General features: G+C 39.5%; 13 protein-coding genes, 6 tRNA genes and 1 pseudogene. 13 read left to right on the top strand and 7 right to left on the bottom strand.

All coding sequences use genetic code 11. The features are described 5' to 3' along the window. Window positions 1-363 precede the first annotated feature (363 nt). Genes ABU615_RS03150 through ABU615_RS03160 form a run of 3 tightly spaced genes read left to right on the top strand, consistent with a single transcriptional unit; the run spans window position 364 to window position 5,287 of the window. Window positions 364-2,505: a type I secretion system permease/ATPase gene (locus tag ABU615_RS03150; protein ID WP_370389196.1), complete on the top strand. Its 2,142-nt coding sequence runs from the start codon at window positions 364-366 to the stop codon at window positions 2,503-2,505. Between the two features lie 32 nt (window positions 2,506-2,537). Next, window positions 2,538-3,965 carry an HlyD family type I secretion periplasmic adaptor subunit gene (locus ABU615_RS03155; protein ID WP_267408855.1) on the top strand — a complete coding sequence of 476 codons (1,428 nt, stop codon included), beginning with the start codon at window positions 2,538-2,540 and terminating at the stop codon, window positions 3,963-3,965. Next, complete coding sequence (locus tag ABU615_RS03160; RefSeq protein WP_370389197.1) at window positions 3,965-5,287, top strand: TolC family protein; 1,323 nt, start codon at window positions 3,965-3,967, stop codon at window positions 5,285-5,287. Before ABU615_RS03155 ends, ABU615_RS03160 begins: the two co-directional genes overlap by 1 nt. A gap of 569 nt (window positions 5,288-5,856) precedes the next feature. Here ABU615_RS03160 and lptG read toward each other — a convergent pair. Together lptG and lptF are read right to left on the bottom strand one after the other, a co-directional pair. After that, window positions 5,857-6,945, bottom strand: a complete 1,089-nt coding sequence (gene lptG / locus ABU615_RS03165; protein ID WP_370389198.1) for an LPS export ABC transporter permease LptG — start codon at window positions 6,943-6,945, stop codon at window positions 5,857-5,859. Beyond that, window positions 6,945-8,054 (bottom strand): LPS export ABC transporter permease LptF, encoded by a 1,110-nt coding sequence (gene lptF, locus ABU615_RS03170; RefSeq protein WP_267408752.1) that lies wholly within the window; start codon window positions 8,052-8,054, stop codon window positions 6,945-6,947. The genes lptG and lptF overlap by 1 nt, the downstream gene beginning before the upstream one ends. Before the next feature lie 129 nt (window positions 8,055-8,183). Between lptF and ABU615_RS03175 the strand changes: the two genes are divergently transcribed. Then, entirely contained in the window at window positions 8,184-9,593 is a 1,410-nt protein-coding gene (locus ABU615_RS03175; RefSeq protein ID WP_367487599.1) for a leucyl aminopeptidase, read from the top strand. 12 nt (window positions 9,594-9,605) lie between these two features. After that, window positions 9,606-10,049 (top strand): DNA polymerase III subunit chi, encoded by a 444-nt coding sequence (locus ABU615_RS03180; protein WP_370389199.1) that lies wholly within the window; start codon window positions 9,606-9,608, stop codon window positions 10,047-10,049. 52 nt (window positions 10,050-10,101) lie between these two features. Here the strand turns inward: ABU615_RS03180 and rfbD are convergent, their stop codons facing one another. From rfbD to ABU615_RS03205, 5 genes are all read right to left on the bottom strand, one after another. After that, window positions 10,102-10,962 (bottom strand): dTDP-4-dehydrorhamnose reductase, encoded by an 861-nt coding sequence (gene rfbD, locus ABU615_RS03185; RefSeq protein WP_267391083.1) that lies wholly within the window; start codon window positions 10,960-10,962, stop codon window positions 10,102-10,104. Window positions 10,963-11,148: 186 nt separating this feature from the next. Then, the gene (gene ribD, locus ABU615_RS03190; RefSeq protein ID WP_370389200.1) at window positions 11,149-12,285 is read right to left on the bottom strand and encodes a bifunctional diaminohydroxyphosphoribosylaminopyrimidine deaminase/5-amino-6-(5-phosphoribosylamino)uracil reductase RibD; all 1,137 of its coding nucleotides are present in this window, start codon (window positions 12,283-12,285) and stop codon (window positions 11,149-11,151) included. After that, window positions 12,285-12,875 (bottom strand): cytochrome C, encoded by a 591-nt coding sequence (locus ABU615_RS03195; protein WP_370389201.1) that lies wholly within the window; start codon window positions 12,873-12,875, stop codon window positions 12,285-12,287. Before ABU615_RS03195 ends, ribD begins: the two co-directional genes overlap by 1 nt. A 103-nt stretch (window positions 12,876-12,978) precedes the next feature. Next, complete coding sequence (gene nrdR, locus ABU615_RS03200) at window positions 12,979-13,434, bottom strand: transcriptional regulator NrdR (RefSeq protein ID WP_100141320.1); 456 nt, start codon at window positions 13,432-13,434, stop codon at window positions 12,979-12,981. Window positions 13,435-13,918: 484 nt separating this feature from the next. Then, window positions 13,919-14,407 carry a GNAT family N-acetyltransferase gene (locus ABU615_RS03205; RefSeq protein WP_100141321.1) on the bottom strand — a complete coding sequence of 163 codons (489 nt, stop codon included), beginning with the start codon at window positions 14,405-14,407 and terminating at the stop codon, window positions 13,919-13,921. 155 nt (window positions 14,408-14,562) lie between these two features. Between ABU615_RS03205 and msrAB the strand changes: the two are divergent. The 8 genes and pseudogenes from msrAB to ABU615_RS03245 form a co-directional block, all read left to right on the top strand. Then, window positions 14,563-15,549 (top strand): annotated as a pseudogene (gene msrAB / locus ABU615_RS03210) (bifunctional peptide-methionine (S)-S-oxide reductase MsrA/peptide-methionine (R)-S-oxide reductase MsrB); the annotation flags it as partial. 236 nt (window positions 15,550-15,785) lie between these two features. Continuing rightward, window positions 15,786-16,358 (top strand): CDP-diacylglycerol--glycerol-3-phosphate 3-phosphatidyltransferase, encoded by a 573-nt coding sequence (gene pgsA / locus ABU615_RS03215; protein ID WP_100141323.1) that lies wholly within the window; start codon window positions 15,786-15,788, stop codon window positions 16,356-16,358. Window positions 16,359-16,465: 107 nt separating this feature from the next. Further along, a tRNA-Gly gene (locus ABU615_RS03220) sits at window positions 16,466-16,541 on the top strand. A gap of 31 nt (window positions 16,542-16,572) precedes the next feature. Then, window positions 16,573-16,648: transfer RNA gene (locus tag ABU615_RS03225), tRNA-Gly, on the top strand. 31 nt (window positions 16,649-16,679) lie between these two features. Next, a tRNA-Gly gene (locus tag ABU615_RS03230) sits at window positions 16,680-16,755 on the top strand. Between the two features lie 52 nt (window positions 16,756-16,807). Beyond that, a tRNA-Cys gene (locus ABU615_RS03235) sits at window positions 16,808-16,881 on the top strand. Window positions 16,882-16,901: 20 nt separating this feature from the next. Further along, window positions 16,902-16,976, top strand: a tRNA-Cys gene (locus ABU615_RS03240). Between the two features lie 39 nt (window positions 16,977-17,015). Then, window positions 17,016-17,106 (top strand) — tRNA-Leu (locus tag ABU615_RS03245). Window positions 17,107-17,933 lie beyond the last annotated feature (827 nt).

Below are 17,933 nucleotides of genomic sequence, written 5' to 3' on the forward strand. Positions count from 1 at the left end.
ATCTAAGCCTGACTCTGAATATGGCTATAAAGTTATAAATCTTTTAATATAATAATGATAAACTTAATTTTAATATGATTAGAGAGAAACTTGAAATTAATATTAGAGTTTATAATTAGCAAATTATTTAAATATTATTTCATAGACATTAATTTTGTAAGACAAAAATATATAAAACTCTTTTTTTAATTCATTATATATACTTAAATTTAATTATCCAACTCTATACCATTTAAATATTAAAAATTATAACTAACTAATAAATATAATAACCACATAATTTTTAAACTATTCTAGGTGTATTAATTTTTAAGAATTTGTGTTAAATTATAATAAATTATACTAACTTATTTACTCACACCTATGCAGCCATCTTCGGAATCATCTGAAACATCTTCAGCACAAAAAAATAATATTGCTTTGTCAGCACTCGTTTTACTAGCCCACTATCATGGTATTGCAGTCAATCCGGCAGATATAACGCATAAATACACAGAAAAAGAAGATTTAAATGTTGAGCAATGGCTTCTTGCTGCAAAAGATTTAGGGCTGAAAGCAAAGCTGGTAAAGCATCGTATAGAGCGGCTTTCATTAGTAGCATTACCAGCAGTAGTCTGGCGGGAGGATGGACAACATTTTATTTTAGCCAGAGTAGATGGCGACCGGTATCTGATACAGGATATAGCACAGGGCAAACCGGTTATACTCAGCCAAGAAGAATTTGCACAGCGTTATTCTGGTCAACTGATTCTGGTTACTTCTAGAGCATCTGTACTTGGGCAATTAGCTAAATTTGATTTCACATGGTTTATTCCTGCTGTAATTAAATATCGCCGGATTTTTCTGGAAGTATTGGTAGTATCGGTTTTTATTCAGCTTTTCGCTCTGGTGACGCCTATGTTTTTTCAGGTGGTCATGGATAAAGTTCTGGTACACCGCAGTTTCTCTACTCTTGATGTTATTACCTTTGCATTACTGGTAATCATTATTTTTGATGTAGTCCTCAGTGGTCTGCGTACTTATGTCTTCGCCCATACTACCTCACGTATTGATGTCGAATTAGGCGCAAGACTCTTTCGTCATCTTTTAAGCCTGCCTCTGGCTTATTTTGAACATCGCCGAGTAGGTGATACGGTGGCAAGAGTACGGGAGCTTGAGCAAATCCGTAACTTTTTAACTGGGCAAGCTCTGACCTCTGTTCTGGATTTGTGCTTTTCATTTATATTTCTGATAGTCATGTGGTTTTATAGTGGTTGGCTTACATTGGTAGTGATTATTTCACTCCCCTGTTATGCCTTCTGGTCCGCCACCATCAGTCCCATACTACGTTCTAGACTGAATGAAAAATTTGCGCGCAATGCTGATAATCAGTCTTTTCTTGTTGAATCGGTAACTGCCATTGGTACGATCAAAGCCATGGCTGTAGAACCTCAGATGACCAGACGCTGGGATCAGCAGCTCGCGGCTTATGTCAGCTCGGGCTTTCGTGTTGCCCGACTGGCTACTATAGGCCAGCAAGGCGTACAGTTCATCCAAAAAATGGTCACACTTATTACTTTATGGCTTGGCGCGCATCTGGTAATTAAAGGTGAACTCACTGTAGGACAGTTGATCGCTTTTAACATGCTTGCAGGACAAGTAGCCGCTCCGGTTATCCGTCTGGCTCAGTTGTGGCAGGATTTTCAGCAGGTGGGTATCTCTGTATCCAGACTTGGGGACATTTTAAATACCCCAACAGAAAATCCCACTTCACGAATGGCCTTACCCAATATTAAAGGACAAATCGAGTTTGAAAAAATCTCATTTCGCTATCGTCCAGATGGTGCAGAAATTCTACGTGATTTGAATTTAAAGATTAAGCCGGGTGAAATACTAGGCATTGTTGGTCGTTCCGGTTCTGGCAAATCTACATTAACCAAACTGGTGCAACGATTATATACGCCAGAGCGTGGACGGGTACTGGTTGATGGTAATGATTTAGCACTGGCAGATCCTGCGTGGTTACGTCGTCAGGTAGGCGTTGTTTTACAGGAAAACGTTCTGCTAAATCAGAGTATCCGCGCTAATATTGCACTTGCAGATCCTGGCATGCCGTTAGAAAAAATAATGTATGCAGCAAAAATGGCTGGTGCACACGATTTTATTATGGAGTTGCCTGAAGGATACGACACAATTGTTGGTGAGCAAGGTGCAGGATTGTCTGGCGGACAACGACAACGTGTTGCCATTGCTAGAGCACTGGTTGGAAATCCGCGTATTTTAATACTTGATGAAGCGACAAGTGCGCTAGATTATGAATCTGAACGTGCAATAATGAAAAATATGCAGGCTATTTGTAAAGGTCGTACCGTTTTGATTATTGCTCATCGCTTATCTACAGTGCGTATGGCTGATCGCATTATTGCCATGGATAAGGGTAGCATTGTAGAAGAAGGTACTCATCAAGAATTACTGGCTAAACCAGATGGCTATTATCGCTATTTATATCAGCTGCAAAACAGCTGAAACGAATCAGAATAAGAAATTAATATATGAGTATTCGCATTCAAGCATTTAAAGATTTCCTGCAACGCTATAGCACAGTATGGAAAAATGTGTGGGCCGTACGGTTTCAGCTCGATCCACCTAAACGCGATAAAGATGAACGTGCCTTTTTACCAGCACATCTGGAATTAACCGAAACTCCTCTATCCGCAGCACCAAAGTGGACCGCTCGTCTGATTATCCTGTTCGCAGTAATCGCTCTTCTATGGGCTTTAATCGGTAAGCTGGATATTGTTGCAGTGGCCACGGGCAAAACAACACCAGGTGGACGCAGCAAAGTTATTCAACCATTGGAAACTTCGGTAGTTGATAAAATTGCAGTAAAAAATGGCGACCATGTAAAAAACGGACAAGTACTTGTCGAGTTGAGTGGCATTGGCTCTGACAGTGATTATGCACAATCGGAAAAATCTTTACAGGCGGCTCGTTTGAATAAATTGCGTCTGGAGGCTGTAATCCGCGCATTAGATTCTCATCAGACTCCTATACTGGATAAGGAGCTTGCTACGCAGTGGCACCTTAATCCCGATCAGATTACAGAAGCACAATCTCTGGCTTTAAATCAGTATCAGACTTGGTTTACTCAAGATGCACAATTGCAAACGGTGCTGCGTGAACATCAGGCTCAGCTTCAAGGTACTCAGTCTCAGGTAAGCAAGCTGGAGCAAACTACCGCCATTGAACAAAGCCGTACATCAGACTATAAAGACTTACTGGCCCAAAATTTTGTTTCGAAACACGCTTACTATGAACAGGAAAGCAAATTTATTCAGAATAAAAATGATTTAGCCAGTCAGCGCAGTCAGTTACGGCAGATACAGGAAAGTATTCGTGAAGCAGAACAAAATCGTCAATTACAAACCAGTACACTCAAACGAGATACGCTAGATCAGCTTCGACAGGCAAACGAACAAATACAGCAACTCACTCAAGCAACAGAAAAGGCTTTACAACGCAAACAGCTAATGACTTTGAAATCCCCTGTTGATGGTACAGTACAGCAGCTAGCCACCTATACTGTGGGCGGTGTGGTGACTGCTGCCCAACAGATTATGGTGGTAGTACCTGATCAGGATCAGATGGAAATTGAAGCATTGGTATCAAATAAAGATATCGGTTTTGTCAAAGCTGGGCAGAATGCAGTTATTAAAATCGAATCTTTCCCCTACACTCGTTATGGTTATCTAACTGGCAAAGTAAAAAATGTTAGCTTTGATGCTATTGAAGATGAAAAACTAGGCTTAGTGTTTGCTGCAACAATTGTTCTAGACAAAAATTATTTAGTGATTGATGGTAAAAAAGTTAATTTGACTGCAGGCATGAATGTCACAGCTGAAATTAAAACCGGTAAGCGTCGCGTTATTACTTATTTATTAAGCCCGCTGCAAACCAAAGTTGATGAAAGTATGCGAGAACGCTGATGCACAAAAATTACCCCTTTAATTGCAGAAAATTTATATTTGCTTTACTTGGCTTCGTATTTTTACACTCTAATGCACAGGCATTTGATTTATTCGAAGCCTGGCAGGCCGCAATCAATTACTCTGCAGATTATGCTGCGGCACAAAGCGAGCGGGATGTACAAAAGGAACAACTGCCACAAACTCGAGCTGCTTTATTGCCGCAGGTAAATACTAACTATATATACCAGAAACAACCTTCCTCTTTATCCAGTACGACTCAGACTCACGGATGGAATGTTCAGGCAAGTCAATCATTATTTGATAAGTCCAAATGGGCACAATATCAGCAGGGAAAAATTACGGCCAGCATAGCTGATTGGCAGCTGGAAAATGTGAAAGAAGATTTACTTTTTAAAGTTGCTAAAGCCTATTTTCAGGTTTTATTGATAGAAGACAAATTGGTTTCAATTGAGAAAGAAAAAGAAGCTTACGCCATGCAAATCAAACAGGCTAAAGCTTTATTCAATAAGGGTGCAGCCACTATTGTAGACACCAATGAAGCTCAGGCAGGCTATGAAGCTGCCCGCGCAAAAAAAGTCAGTAGCATGACGGATTTGTTGGTAGCACAAAATAATCTAGCCAATATTACAGGATTGGATCCCAAACAAATAAAGCGGTTGAAACACACCGATTTTGGTGATTTACTTGGGAAAACAAGTAAATCAGACTGGCTGATGCTGGCACAAAAAAATAATCCGGAATGGCAGCAGCAAAAACTGGCTCTGCAAAATGCCAAACAGGCTTATATTGCCGCCAAAGCTGAAAACTGGCCTAAACTAACTCTAAATGGTGGGTATCAGGATAATCATCAGATTCAGCAGTTTTATGGCATGGATCATGGCACGCGAAGTAAAGGAGGTATTGTAACCGTTCAACTTTCAATGCCTTTATTTTCAGGAGGAATGATTCACAGTAAAATCAAGGAAGCAGCAGCAAAAGAACAGCAAAATAAATTTCAACTAATTGCTACTGAACGTAAAATTAAGCTGAACATAGATCAGGCTTATCAAACAACTATGGGTAATCTATACCAGATTCAGGCCCAACAACAATTATTGAAAGCCAATGCAGTAAAACTTCAAGCTACGCAATTGGGACGTAAGGTTGGCATACGAAGCAATTTGGATGAATTACAGGCTTTGCAGGCCAAAGCTGATGCAGAGCAAAAACTGGCAGAAGCACAGTATAGCTACATTACTACATATATTCAGTTACTGCAAAGTGCAGGTATCCTGACACAAATTAACGAACAGAAAAAACTGCATAAATTGCTTTATTAAATATATATATATTATTTGATTTAAGAAAAAATTAAATAGCTATTAAAATTAACTTTGATAACTCTTTTTAAAAGCTGTTTAAATTATTATTTAATCATCATTAAAAGTTTTGATAAATTAAAATTTAGATTCTTGAGTGAATTTGCTGACCTATATTTCCCCTTGATGAATCAAGAACTGAAATTATATTAATAAATTAGAATATATTGAATAACAAATATTCACGTACAATGGAAAGATATTTTTAAAAAGATATTTCCGAAATTCTAATTATTCAGAGTATTTCTTTTGATGTATTTGTTTTTTCTCAGTTGTATTTGATTTAGTTTAAACTAGCTAGCTTATCTCTATCATCCTTATTTATATAAAAAAATTATAATAATGATATTGTAAAAAATGATTTTGATTATTCGGAATAGTTGTAACTTAAGCTAGATTCTATATCAAAATAATATTTCATTTCTGCTGAATTTCATGTGAATTATTTATCATGAACTACTATAGGGGAAAAAAATAATTGATACCCTACTGATAAATTTCTTTACCTATAGGGCATCAATATATTCTTACTATCTCTTTTCTTGTCGCCTTATAAGATAGACTGCCAAACTTAAAAATAAAAGTGTCGGCAAAAAAGCTGCTACCGGTGTTGGCACTCCATATAATTGACTGGTAAAACCAAATAAACGACCCGAGAAATGAAAAAACAAACCCAAACAGATGCCGTAAAATAGTTTCAAGCCCATATTACCGCGCCGGTTTTGTTGGGGTGTAAATGCCAATGCCACCAGCGCCATAACAATGCAGGCTAATGGATAAGCAATTTTGCGCCACCAAGCGAGTTCATAACGAATTATTTGCTGGTGATTATTTTTCAGGTGCTTGATATACGTAGATAATGCAACTATAGACATTTGCTCTGGTGCTACCAGCAATATATTGAGCAGCTGATGATTTATGGACATATGCCAATCAACATTTTCCAGATGGTTTATGACAATCTGATGTGCTTGCAATATTGATTGGTCTACCTGATGCAAATGCCATTTTGTCTGTTTACCCGCCTGAGTATGCACATCTACATTAGCACTGGCAGCATGTAATGTTTGACTTAAATGAAATTGATCATCGTGTCGGTATATGCTGATATCTTTTAAACTACCATCTGGCAACATTTCTGCTACATTTACAATATCTTGGCCCTGTTTGAGCCAGATACCGCTATCTCCAGCACTAATAGTGTTTTGACGAGCGTGCAACTGATATTGTTCTGCATATGGTCCTGTTTTAGGAACCACATATTCACCTAATAATGCTGCGATAATTGCAAACATTAGACCAAATTGCAGCATCATACCAATGATGCTGGCCAGACTGATTCCAGATGTTCGGATGACGGTAAATTCACTATGGCTAGCCATCTGATTCAGACAAACCAAAGCACCTATTAGTACGGCCAGAGGCATCAGTTCGTAAGCATGAGTGGGAATCAGCAATAAAACATAAAACAGCATTTTATCGGCCGTATATCGTCCGTCACCAACATGGCTAATTTCCCCCATAATATCGAAGAAGCTGTACAAGCTAATCAGCGCTAAAAGTGCATAAATTGTACAAATCGATAGTTGGCTAATTACATAACGATTGAGCAGACGCATCAGGAGCGGCCTCCCAGCAATGATGTAAATGCTGTTCTAAATGGTGCTGAAGGCATATCCCGCCAGCGTAATAGAAATAAAAACACCAGAAACATCAACAGATGCATTGGTATGATACCCAACCAAAGCGGAATACGTCCATTCTCAACTAAGTCACGTAGAAAAGTGAGCCCGTTCTGGTAAATCAGGAAGATGGCTATTGCAATCAGGATATTGTAGGTATGTCCTGTACGCGGATTAAAATAAGACAAAGGTAAGGCAAGCAGAGCCAGAATAATTACGCTAATCGGTAGTGACAACCGCCACATCAGCTCTGCTTTATAAATAGCTTCATTACTACTTAATAGTGCCGCTGTTGGTATGGTATGTCTATTTTGCTTCGGATCAATAATCATTGTATTGACACTGATTACAAGTGTCATTTTGTTAAATGAAGCTCTTTGATAATCTGCTTGTCCGGGTTGTCCGTAATAGCGGAATCCGTCTTCAAGTGTCAGAATTCTTTTTTCTCCATCCTGTTTAAACTCCCCTCTTTTGGCAAATATGGTACTGTCTTTGCCATTTTTTTCTTTTTCACGTACAAAAAGATTGCTGGCCTTGCCCGTATCAGGATCAAAAGTTTCAATGAAATAAACTCGAGGATGGCTTTTGCCTATTTCCCTGAATACGCCCGGTTCGAGCAAAGACATTTCCTGTTTCTGTTTCAGTAATTCTGCAAATTCTCGGCTGCGCCATTCTGCCCATGGCTGTATCAGCATTGATACCAGCGCAACCAGCACAGCAAATGGTATGCTGAATTTCATGATTGGAAAAATCCAATTTCTTAATGATAAGCCACTAGATAGCCAGATTACCATCTCACTGTCACGCCAGTAGCGTGTCAATACTGTAATGATGCTGATGTAAGCTGTCAGAATTAGTAATACCGGCGTCAGACCTATCGTCCAAAACCCAATCAGCGCTGTTACCGCATCAATGGCTACTCGCCCGCTGGCTGCTCTTCCAAGTAAATTGATTGCCTGAGTAGCCACCAGTACAACAAGTAAAATCACGAATATGCCTACGGCCGTCCATGATAATTCTTTAATAAATTGGCGTTGATAAATCATAAATTAATAAACACATCAGCGACTGTCCATATTTTATTGACAGCCTGCGTTACAATAGGGGAATCCAAATCTGCCTGAAGGCTGATTTGAACAGAATATATACAACGCCCTTAGATTGGGAGAAGAAATATGGAATTTAGCATAAAAACCGAACTATTGCAGCCGCAAAACAACAGTTCTTTACTGATTATCGCCGCTGCCAACAATAATCGCAATAACACTGTTATCGATACTTTGCTGTCTCAATTAGACCAGCAAGAAAAAGATTTTCTTGCTACACATACACTTGAGCAGAATCAGCTACAAGCTGTAGCGGTTGCACGTATAGAAGAAGAGGATTATGCCAGCATACAAAAACTGGCAACATCTGTAGCATGCTGGGCCAAAGAACAAATTCGGATTGATGTGGATCTGAGCTTAGTTCCAAAAGCCATTGTGCAAAAATGGGTACAGGCATTTACTATAGCTGTAGGTGAGGCAGTTTATCGTTTTGACACTTTCAAAAAAGATGCTAAGCCAATCAAATTGGAGCAAGTACATTATTATACTACTCAAGAAGTAAATGAATACCTTATAAAAGCTGAAGCCATAGTTTACGGAATGAATATCTGTAAAGACCTTGGTAATGCACCCGGTAATGTATGTACTCCATCTTATCTGGCCTCTACAGCGGCTAGGATTGCTGAAAATGTAGGTGCCAGTGCCCGTATCATGTCTACTGCAGAACTTCAGGAAATGAAGATGAATGCGTTACTGGCTGTAGCTCAGGGCTGTACAGCAGGTGCCTACCTGATTGAACTGCAATATCATGGCGCTCCTGAAGCGGATGAGAAACCAGTGGTATTGGTAGGTAAAGGTATAACCTTTGATTCGGGAGGAATTTCGCTTAAACCGGGCGCAGCTATGGATGAAATGAAATTTGATATGTGCGGTGCAGCTTCAGTTATCGGAGCGTTTGCAGCTGCAGCAAAACTTAAGCTGCCCTTAAACCTTGTTGCAGTTATTCCTACTTGTGAAAATATGCCATCGGGTAATGCTGTCAAGCCGGGTGATGTAGTAAAAGCCATGAATGGATTAAGCATCGAGGTGCTAAATACTGATGCAGAAGGCAGGCTGATTTTATGTGATGCGCTGACCTACGCGGAACGTTTCCAGCCTAAAGCTGTTATCGATCTCGCTACTTTGACAGGTGCATGTATTATTGCTCTGGGGCATGTAGCTCAGGGAGTACTAGGCAATAATCAACCACTAATAGAACAGTTGTTAGAAGCAGCCAACAATATTAACGATAAAACTTGGCAGTTACCGTTATTCGATGAATATAAAGAACAGCTGAAATCCAATTTTGCGGATTTGCAAAATATAGGTGGCCGTCCCGCTGGTACGATTACTGCTGCGGCATTTCTTTCTTATTTTACAAAATCCTACCCATGGGCACATTTGGATATCGCTGGTACAGCATGGCATTCCGGCTCTAATAAAGGTGCAACAGGCCGACCCGTGCCACTGCTAGTGGAGTATCTGCTTCAACAAGTCTAAATGCGAGATGATATGGCCACTACCACTTTTTACACACACCTCTCTGACATAGTTTCGTTCACCTGCCGGCTGACACAAAAAGTGTTTAAAAGCGGGCTAAGTGTATTAATTTGGCTAGAAGATGCAGGTAGAGTCAACGAACTTGATCATGCTTTGTGGTCATTTAACGCTACTAGTTTCCTGCCACATGAAATCTGGCCTCACTCACAGCCTTTACCCGTAGAAGGACAATGGGTATTACTTTCTTATGGCAATGATTTACCTGCTATTAAAAATGATTGGGTAGTTATTAATCTGGCAGATGTTTATTGGTCTGAAGCACCACAAAGACCAGAGCGTGTATTAGAGCTGGTGGCTAATGATCTGGATGAAGTCGCAATGGCAAGACAAAGATTCCGTACTTATAAGGAAGCAGGATTCGTAATCGAACACCATGATATGCGTAAAGAAAAATAAATCGTCAAACTAAAATTAGCGGGTTTTTATTAACCCGCTAATTTTATATTTTTTATTTCAAAAGTTTGCTAACGACTTGCGATAAAGGCGTATCGGTTACTGGTTGCTGTATGATATTTTGCAAGGTACGGCTATCTAGAATACCAAACTCAGGACGCTTAGCTGCACACTTATAATCTGCGGTAGCTATGCGTTCTACCTTTACTTTACTATAGCGATCATCTATTTTGGCAGCTTCGATAAAAATGCGCTGAGCAAATTCTGCCCAGCTCATTTGCTGACTACCAGCAAAATGGAATATTCCACGTGGCGAACTCTTTAATTCAGCTAGGCGGATGATGGCTTCAGCTAAATCTCCGGCATAGGTTGGACAACCAATTTGGTCATCAACGACCCGGATAGTCGGTGCTTCCAAACCTTTTTGCAACATAATTTTAACAAAATTGTGACCATGTTCACTGTAAACCCAAGAAGTTCGGATGACTGCAGTTTCAACATGGGCATTTAAAGCAAGTAATTCACCTGCCAATTTACTGTGTCCGTAAATATTTGCTGGATTAGGAGCCATATTTTCAGTGAGCACCACATGATGATGTCCATCAAATACCTGCTCAGTGGACAAATGAATCAAACGTGCACCAATCGACTGTGCAGCCTGTGCTAGATTCAGAGTTCCGGTTGCATTAACTGCAAATGCTTTATCGCTATCTGTTTCAGCGGCATCGACTTTAGTATAACCGGCAGCATTGATGATCATATCCGGTTCAAATGTCTTAACCATATTGAGCACATTATGTGCATCTGTAATATTCAGTGTCTGAGAATCACTGGCTATCAATTCCCAGTTTTCAGGAAATCTTTCCCGCAAGCAACTTCCTACCTGACCTTTTGAACCCGTTAATAGAATACGCATAGCGAAGCCTTTATTATCAATGAGCAATGTAATAATTAATATTGTAATATCAATAATGCTGCATACATTATGTAGGATTAGTAAAATAAACTAACAATGAGAATATTGTTACACAACGAAATTTTATTTTCAGCTGTGTTTGATACATTAATTAAAGAATGTTTGATATAGGTAGATTTTTAACTGCTATAACAAACTACCTTTTAACCAAGAAGCACTCTGCTCATGGCGTATTGTCCAGCGACAATCATTACCCAGCAGTCTAAGATCGACTGATTGCCATTCAGATTCATTCAATGCCTCTTGATTTTCAGGAAGTTCGATTGCGTTTCTTGCGGATGAACCTAGAATCTTCGGCGCCTGATAATAAATAATTTCGTCTACTGCTTGGCTTGCCAGTAAAGCAGAATTCAAGGTCGCGCCCGTTTCCGCGAGAATCAAACCGATATTACGTTGAAGCAGTATCGGCCAAAGTTCGGAAAGTTCTATTTGTCCGTGCTGGTTTGGAGGCAAGGTTAGAACGGAAACATGGGAATACGGTGCAAAAAGGGCCTGTTTAGCCTTGTCTCGGATAGTAGTCACAATTAATGTTGGGCTATTTGTATCCTGAATCACATGGAAAGCGGGAGTAATACGCAGCTGACTATCCAAAATAATACGCACTGGCTGGCGCAAGGCTTTAAACCTCCGCACATTCAGCAGCGGATTATCTGCAATAACGGTATTGATACCAGTTAAGACTGCACAGCTCTCAGCCCGCAATGTCTGAACATCATTACGGGCAGCATCACTTGTAATCCACTGGCTTTGCCCATTACTCAACGCAGTTTTACTATCAAGACTCGCTGCAATTTTAAGTCTGATATAAGGCTTGTTTCTTTCTTGTCTAGAAAGAAAACCTGGATTAAGTTCACGCGCCTGTAATGTAAACAATCCGCTTTCAACATTCACACCTGCTTGTTCCAGCATCTTTATACCCTTGCCACTGACCTGTGGATTAGGGTCTAGCATGGCCACAACAACGCGCTTAATACCTGCTTCAATCAACGCCTGCGCACACGGCCCCGTCCTACCTGTATGACTGCAAGGCTCTAGTGTGACATATGCAGTAGCATCGTGAGCCAATGATCCAGCCTGTTTCAAAGCATTAACCTCAGCATGAGCTAAACCAGTTTGCACATGGAAACCCTCACCTACTATCTGCTCGCCACGAGCAATGACACATCCAACACGGGGATTGGGAGAAGTAGAAAACCGCCCTTGCCAGGCCAGCTCAAGGGCGGTTTGCATAAATTTTTTATCCAGCTCGGAAAAGCTCATCATTAACTATTCTGTAAATTAATTGTTTTCAAAGTAGTGGCAAGAGCATCATCAGAGGCACTATCGCTGCTGGCACAAACTGTGTACAGATTTCCATTTGCCACTAGTGCAACACAGCTTTCATTTAATAAAGTACCGTTTTGCTGATGGCTGAAGCGGTAATTCATGCGGTTTTCAGTAGCAATTCCCAGCTTAACTTTGCTTATGGCTGCGTTGTTTTTCAAGCTGTCCGCTAAATTTTTAAAATATTCGTCTGGTTTAATTTTCATTACGCCCAGATTATTTACCGCCAGTGTAATATTGCTGCCATCATCGTGCTGCAATAATGTCAGATTCTTTACCTGACTCTGATCAACCCAGTCTGAGGCACTATCCAAAACATCAGTAAAATCACCATCCAACACAATGCTAACTTTGCCATCGTTACTGCTTAATGTTTGAGTAGAGGTTGCATTAGTCTCAGAAGCTTCACTGGCACTACTTGCTGCCTGAGTGTCGCTGGCATCAATCGTTACAGAGGTATCTTTCTGTTTACAAGCAGATAAACTCAGCAAAGCAATTGCAACCAGCAACCATAAACGAGATTTCAACATGATAAATTCAAGCTTTCATGACAAGGCATAATAGTTACAAAGTATAACAAGATTTAGCTGCCATTGCAGCGAACAGAAAGAAACACTATGAGAATTTATACTTCTAATTTTTCTTTTTTAAACTAGCGATGAGCTGTGTGAATTCTGAAACATCATGAAAACTTTTATATACCGATGCAAAACGGACATACGCTACTTCATCCAGTTTTGCCAGTAAGCCCAGTACCATATCTCCAATCATATGGCTGGGCACTTCTTTAATACCCATATGGTAAAGATTGGTTTCAATCTCTGCTACTGCATTCTCAATACTTTCTCTATCCATTGGCCGTTTATGTAATGCCCTACTTATACTGGTATAAAGTTTAGCAGGATCAAACAGCACTTTTTCACCTGTCCGCTTGATAATCAAAGGCATGCGCATTTCCACCACTTCCAGTGTACTAAAGCGGCTATCACAGGCAAGACAGCGGCGACGGCGACGAATACTATTATTACCTTCACTCAGACGGGTATCTATTACCTGTGTATTATGATGTTGACAAAAGGGACATTTCATATAAATGCAAATTGATAAAAAAGGAATTGAACAACTATTGTGGCAGGCACTACCAAGGCTGGCAAGCTTCTTTATATACAGAGTTAGTACAATTCGAACATGAAACGCAAACTTATCCACCTGTACACAAATTTCAGCGCAAAACTGCGGGTAAAATCTGGGGATAACTATAATATACTATTGTTTTTTAGAGAATATTTTTAATTGATTAAAAAATAGGCAATTTATAAATACCTACCAATATTAAGTGTATACAACAATCAAGAACGATATATTCACTGAGCTAAAATCATCTACATCAACCTGTGAAAACATAATAAACATTGAAATTAAAATTCACAAATAAACAAAGATGTGGAATGATTGATTAAATTTTTGATTTATCTAAAACAAAAAGAAAAAGTACCATTAATATATTTTGTAGATATTACAAAATTAATAGATATAATAATTGTGATTACAAAAAAAGATTACTGTAAAAAAGCTACTCAGTTAAATATTTACGCATCAGCAGGCAATTCACCGTAACCTCTTTATTAAGCGGCAAAGCACATTCTCCCAAAGAAACATAGCCATTGATTTCATAAAACTTTACAGAATTAAGCGATGCATACAGCTTCAGCATCCCTAAACCTGCACGAATGGCAACATTTTCAGCACGCTGCAACAAAGCCGTTCCTAACCCCTGATTATGTACAAACGGATGGATATACAATGCATCCAATTGTGCCTCAACAAGATCCATTTGAAAAAAACCCTGTATATGGCCTTTATAATCAACTACCCATAAAGCTTTATTGGTATCAGCTAGGGTATGTAAATAACTTTCAATATTTAATAATGATAACCAAGCTTTCAACACGGTTTCATCATACTTGCGTGCGCAAGTATATTGCACTGCATAGCGATGCGCATTGTAGATGTCTTCACAATCCTCCGCCCGTGCCGGACGCAAATAAGTAATAATACTCATAACAATTCTTTAAATTAGGTCTGCACTACGTAGATTTACTCATCAAATATTAAGATTTTATATCACACACACATAATTAAGCAAAACAACACCTTTCATTCATAATAAGCAGGTGATAGCATATAGATAAATATCATACAGCGACAGGTTATAACATCATGAATAAAAAAACTATTTATTTAGCTGGCGGTTGCTTTTGGGGTATGGAAGGCTATTTTAAAAGACTAAAAGGCGTGTTGCACACGGAAGCAGGTTATGCCAATGGACGTACTACTAATCCCAGTTACGAAGAAGTATGCAACCAAAATACCGGCCACGCCGAAACCATCAAACTTGAATACGATGCAGACATTCTGTCCTTAACAGATATTCTGCGACATTTTTTCCGAATCATTGACCCCACTACCCTAAACCGGCAGGCCCACGATGTAGGTACCCAGTACCGCAGTGGTATTTATTATGTTGATGCAGCTGATCGCGATATTATTCAGGCGGCCATCAAAGCTGAACAGGGTCGGTACACAGCACCAGTTGTTGTGGAAAATCTGCCATTACAAAATTTTTTCCCGGCTGAAGAATATCATCAGGACTATCTGGATAAAAATCCACAGGGCTATTGCCATATTGATTTACAAAAAGCGCGTGAACCATTGCCCGAACTGCCTCAGCCAACTACTCCTACTCAAGCTTACAACCCTAATTCATTTCACAAACCCGATAATGCTGCTTTACATCAACAGTTAAGCGAAGAAGCCTATCAGGTAACACAGAATTCTGCAACCGAACGACCTTTTAGCCATCCCTATGATGAGCTGTTTGTTCCCGGTATTTACGTGGATATTGTAAGTGGAGAACCCTTATTCAGTTCGCGTGACAAATTCAATTCCGGCTGCGGCTGGCCCGCTTTTAGCCAGCCAATTCAATCAGAAGCCGTTAGTGAACATCATGATAACAGCCATGGTATGCAACGCACAGAGATACGTAGCCATCAGGCTGATTCGCATTTAGGACATGTATTCAATGACGGTCCGCAAGAACGGGGTGGTTTGCGCTACTGTATCAACGGCTCTAGCCTGCGCTTCATTCCATATGATGAAATGGAAGCAGCAGGCTATGGCGCTTATAAGGATATGGTCAAATAATATCTACCGTTTAGGCAGCACGGGTGCAATAGCCATGCTGCCTGATTAAAGATTTGAATATTACTGCTCATATCTAGAACCAAAGCAATATTTAACCGATATTATTTTGAAATTAAGAACCTACATCTCTCTATGCACTGATGCGGACAACAACGAATAATAAAAAATTACCTGAAAACGATCAAACAGGTATCATGTGAACTAACCAAACTTAAACCCATCAGGAACACCCCGTTATGCCATGGAATTTTCCGATATTGCTCACTTGGTTGCGTATCCTTATCATTCCTGTATTCACCCTCTTATTTTATTTGCCTACAGACTGGATCAGCGACCGTCAGATTATCAACTGGCTAGCGGCAGGCTTTTTTGCAGCCGCGGCCATTACTGACTGGTTTGATGGATATCTGGCACGCCGATGGGGGCAAACATCTAATTTTGGTGCTTTCCTTGACCCAGTTGCCGATAAACTAATGGTAGCTGTAGCCTTGATATTGCTAGTAGCAACCGGCCGCACATACGCTATATTTGCCATGATAATTATCGGGCGGGAAATCACCATTTCTGCTTTGCGTGAATGGATGGCCCAACTGGGTAAACGCAATAGTGTGGCAGTAGCCAAACTAGGCAAATTCAAAACCGCTGCTCAAATGGGTGCCATATTTATACTATTGATGACATCTCCCCCATTAGCAGAACCCAATCTGCTATGGAAAATTGGAAATATTCTGATGCTTGTGGCCTGCATTCTGACCATCTGGTCCATGCTGTATTATTTAAAAATGGCTACTAAAGAATTTAAATCTTAAAAAATCATAGTGAAAGCAAAAAAAAACAAGCAAGCTTCATTAATAGCCTTGACACAGATTTTTTCATCGATATAATGTTGCTTCTTCATTCAGTACGAATGAGCACCGCGGGAATAGCTCAGTTGGTAGAGCGCAACCTTGCCAAGGTTGAGGTCGCGAGTTCGAGACTCGTTTCCCGCTCCAAAAAAACATGCTCACATGTATAAAGTGAAATGCGGGAATAGCTCAGTTGGTAGAGCGCAACCTTGCCAAGGTTGAGGTCGCGAGTTCGAGACTCGTTTCCCGCTCCAAAAAACATGCTCACATGTATAAAGTGAAAATGCGGGAATAGCTCAGTTGGTAGAGCGCAACCTTGCCAAGGTTGAGGTCGCGAGTTCGAGACTCGTTTCCCGCTCCAGATTTTGATTTAGTAGTTGCTCTACCCGATTGAGTAAATATTTAAGATTTAAGGCGGGATGGCAGAGTGGTCATGCAGCGGACTGCAAATCCGTGTACGCCGGTTCGATTCCGACTCCCGCCTCCAGATAATTTGAATAGTTTTATGGCGGGGTGGCAGAGTGACTATGCCACAGTGTGCAAAGCTGTGTAGGCCGGTTTAAATCCGTGCCCCCGCCTCCAACATAAAAATTAATACATCTTTTGTATTAATTTCCATCCGCCCGGGTGGTGAAATAGGTAGACACAACGGACTTAAAATCCGTCGGCTCTTAAAACGGCCGTGCCGGTTCGATTCCGGCTCCGGGCACCATTCTATACTCGCCTATACTCATAAATACACAAATTTGTACAAATGAGTTCAGACCTTAGATGTTTAAAACTGTTCAAATTTTTAATCCCATTTATAGCAGAATATAACATCTCTACAAAGAATTGGTACACAGCAAATTTTTTGATTATCTTCGTACAGTCTTATTCAGTTACAGATTTGAGTGTGATATCAGCAGTTTTCTATGCAAACTTGAGAAAACAAACTAGAATTTAACTGTGATAATTAATCCAAATAATATTGCATCCAATGGTAAGCCTTTAATCAGTTCAGATATAGCTTGAGTTTTTTTTCTGATATTGCTCAATCAAAGTACTCGAACTAAAACTTGAGTTTTAGGCATTACAAATATCAATCTTAATATACGTATTAACTTACTTTATTTTAAATTTTAATAAGCCGATGTGTGAGCTTAAGAAAAAGCCAAATCATTACATTATGCTCTATTAATTCCTCAGGCTAAAAAACCAAAAAATAATAAATAATACAAATAACACGTATTTCTAAGAATATCCGAAGCTTAACAATCACAAATTAGTCAAAAACACATGCGTTGTGAAAGTTAAAATATTTATTCCAAACATTCTAACCTGAAAATAGTAATAAACAGATAAGCTTTCGACATCAAGCTAGTTACAGACAGTATAATAACTTGATAAAAATTAAATAAATTCATCAATATAAAAATACATAATCAATAATATTAAAATAATTTTATTCTGTTTATGCGTATTTTGTCCCTATATCATCTGGATTAATATTTAATAATTCAATCATTTTTGAGTCTAGCAGCTAATTTTAGAGCTTTT

The sequence above is a fragment of the Snodgrassella alvi genome (assembly GCF_040741455.2).
Classification (GTDB): Bacteria; Pseudomonadota; Gammaproteobacteria; order Burkholderiales; family Neisseriaceae; genus Snodgrassella; species Snodgrassella alvi_E.

Coding starts and splice junctions, on each gene's coding strand:
- lptG (WP_370389198.1), bottom strand. CDS start 6,945: ATGCGTCTGCTCAATCGTTATGTAATTAGCCAACTATCGATTTGTACA.
- nrdR (WP_100141320.1), bottom strand. CDS start 13,434: ATGAAATGTCCCTTTTGTCAACATCATAATACACAGGTAATAGATACC.
- ABU615_RS03180 (WP_370389199.1), top strand. CDS start 9,606: ATGGCCACTACCACTTTTTACACACACCTCTCTGACATAGTTTCGTTC.
- ribD (WP_370389200.1), bottom strand. CDS start 12,285: ATGATGAGCTTTTCCGAGCTGGATAAAAAATTTATGCAAACCGCCCTT.
- ABU615_RS03160 (WP_370389197.1), top strand. CDS start 3,965: ATGCACAAAAATTACCCCTTTAATTGCAGAAAATTTATATTTGCTTTA.
- rfbD (WP_267391083.1), bottom strand. CDS start 10,962: ATGCGTATTCTATTAACGGGTTCAAAAGGTCAGGTAGGAAGTTGCTTG.
- ABU615_RS03205 (WP_100141321.1), bottom strand. CDS start 14,407: ATGAGTATTATTACTTATTTGCGTCCGGCACGGGCGGAGGATTGTGAA.
- ABU615_RS03175 (WP_367487599.1), top strand. CDS start 8,184: ATGGAATTTAGCATAAAAACCGAACTATTGCAGCCGCAAAACAACAGT.
- ABU615_RS03195 (WP_370389201.1), bottom strand. CDS start 12,875: ATGTTGAAATCTCGTTTATGGTTGCTGGTTGCAATTGCTTTGCTGAGT.
- lptF (WP_267408752.1), bottom strand. CDS start 8,054: ATGATTTATCAACGCCAATTTATTAAAGAATTATCATGGACGGCCGTA.
- pgsA (WP_100141323.1), top strand. CDS start 15,786: ATGCCATGGAATTTTCCGATATTGCTCACTTGGTTGCGTATCCTTATC.
- ABU615_RS03150 (WP_370389196.1), top strand. CDS start 364: ATGCAGCCATCTTCGGAATCATCTGAAACATCTTCAGCACAAAAAAAT.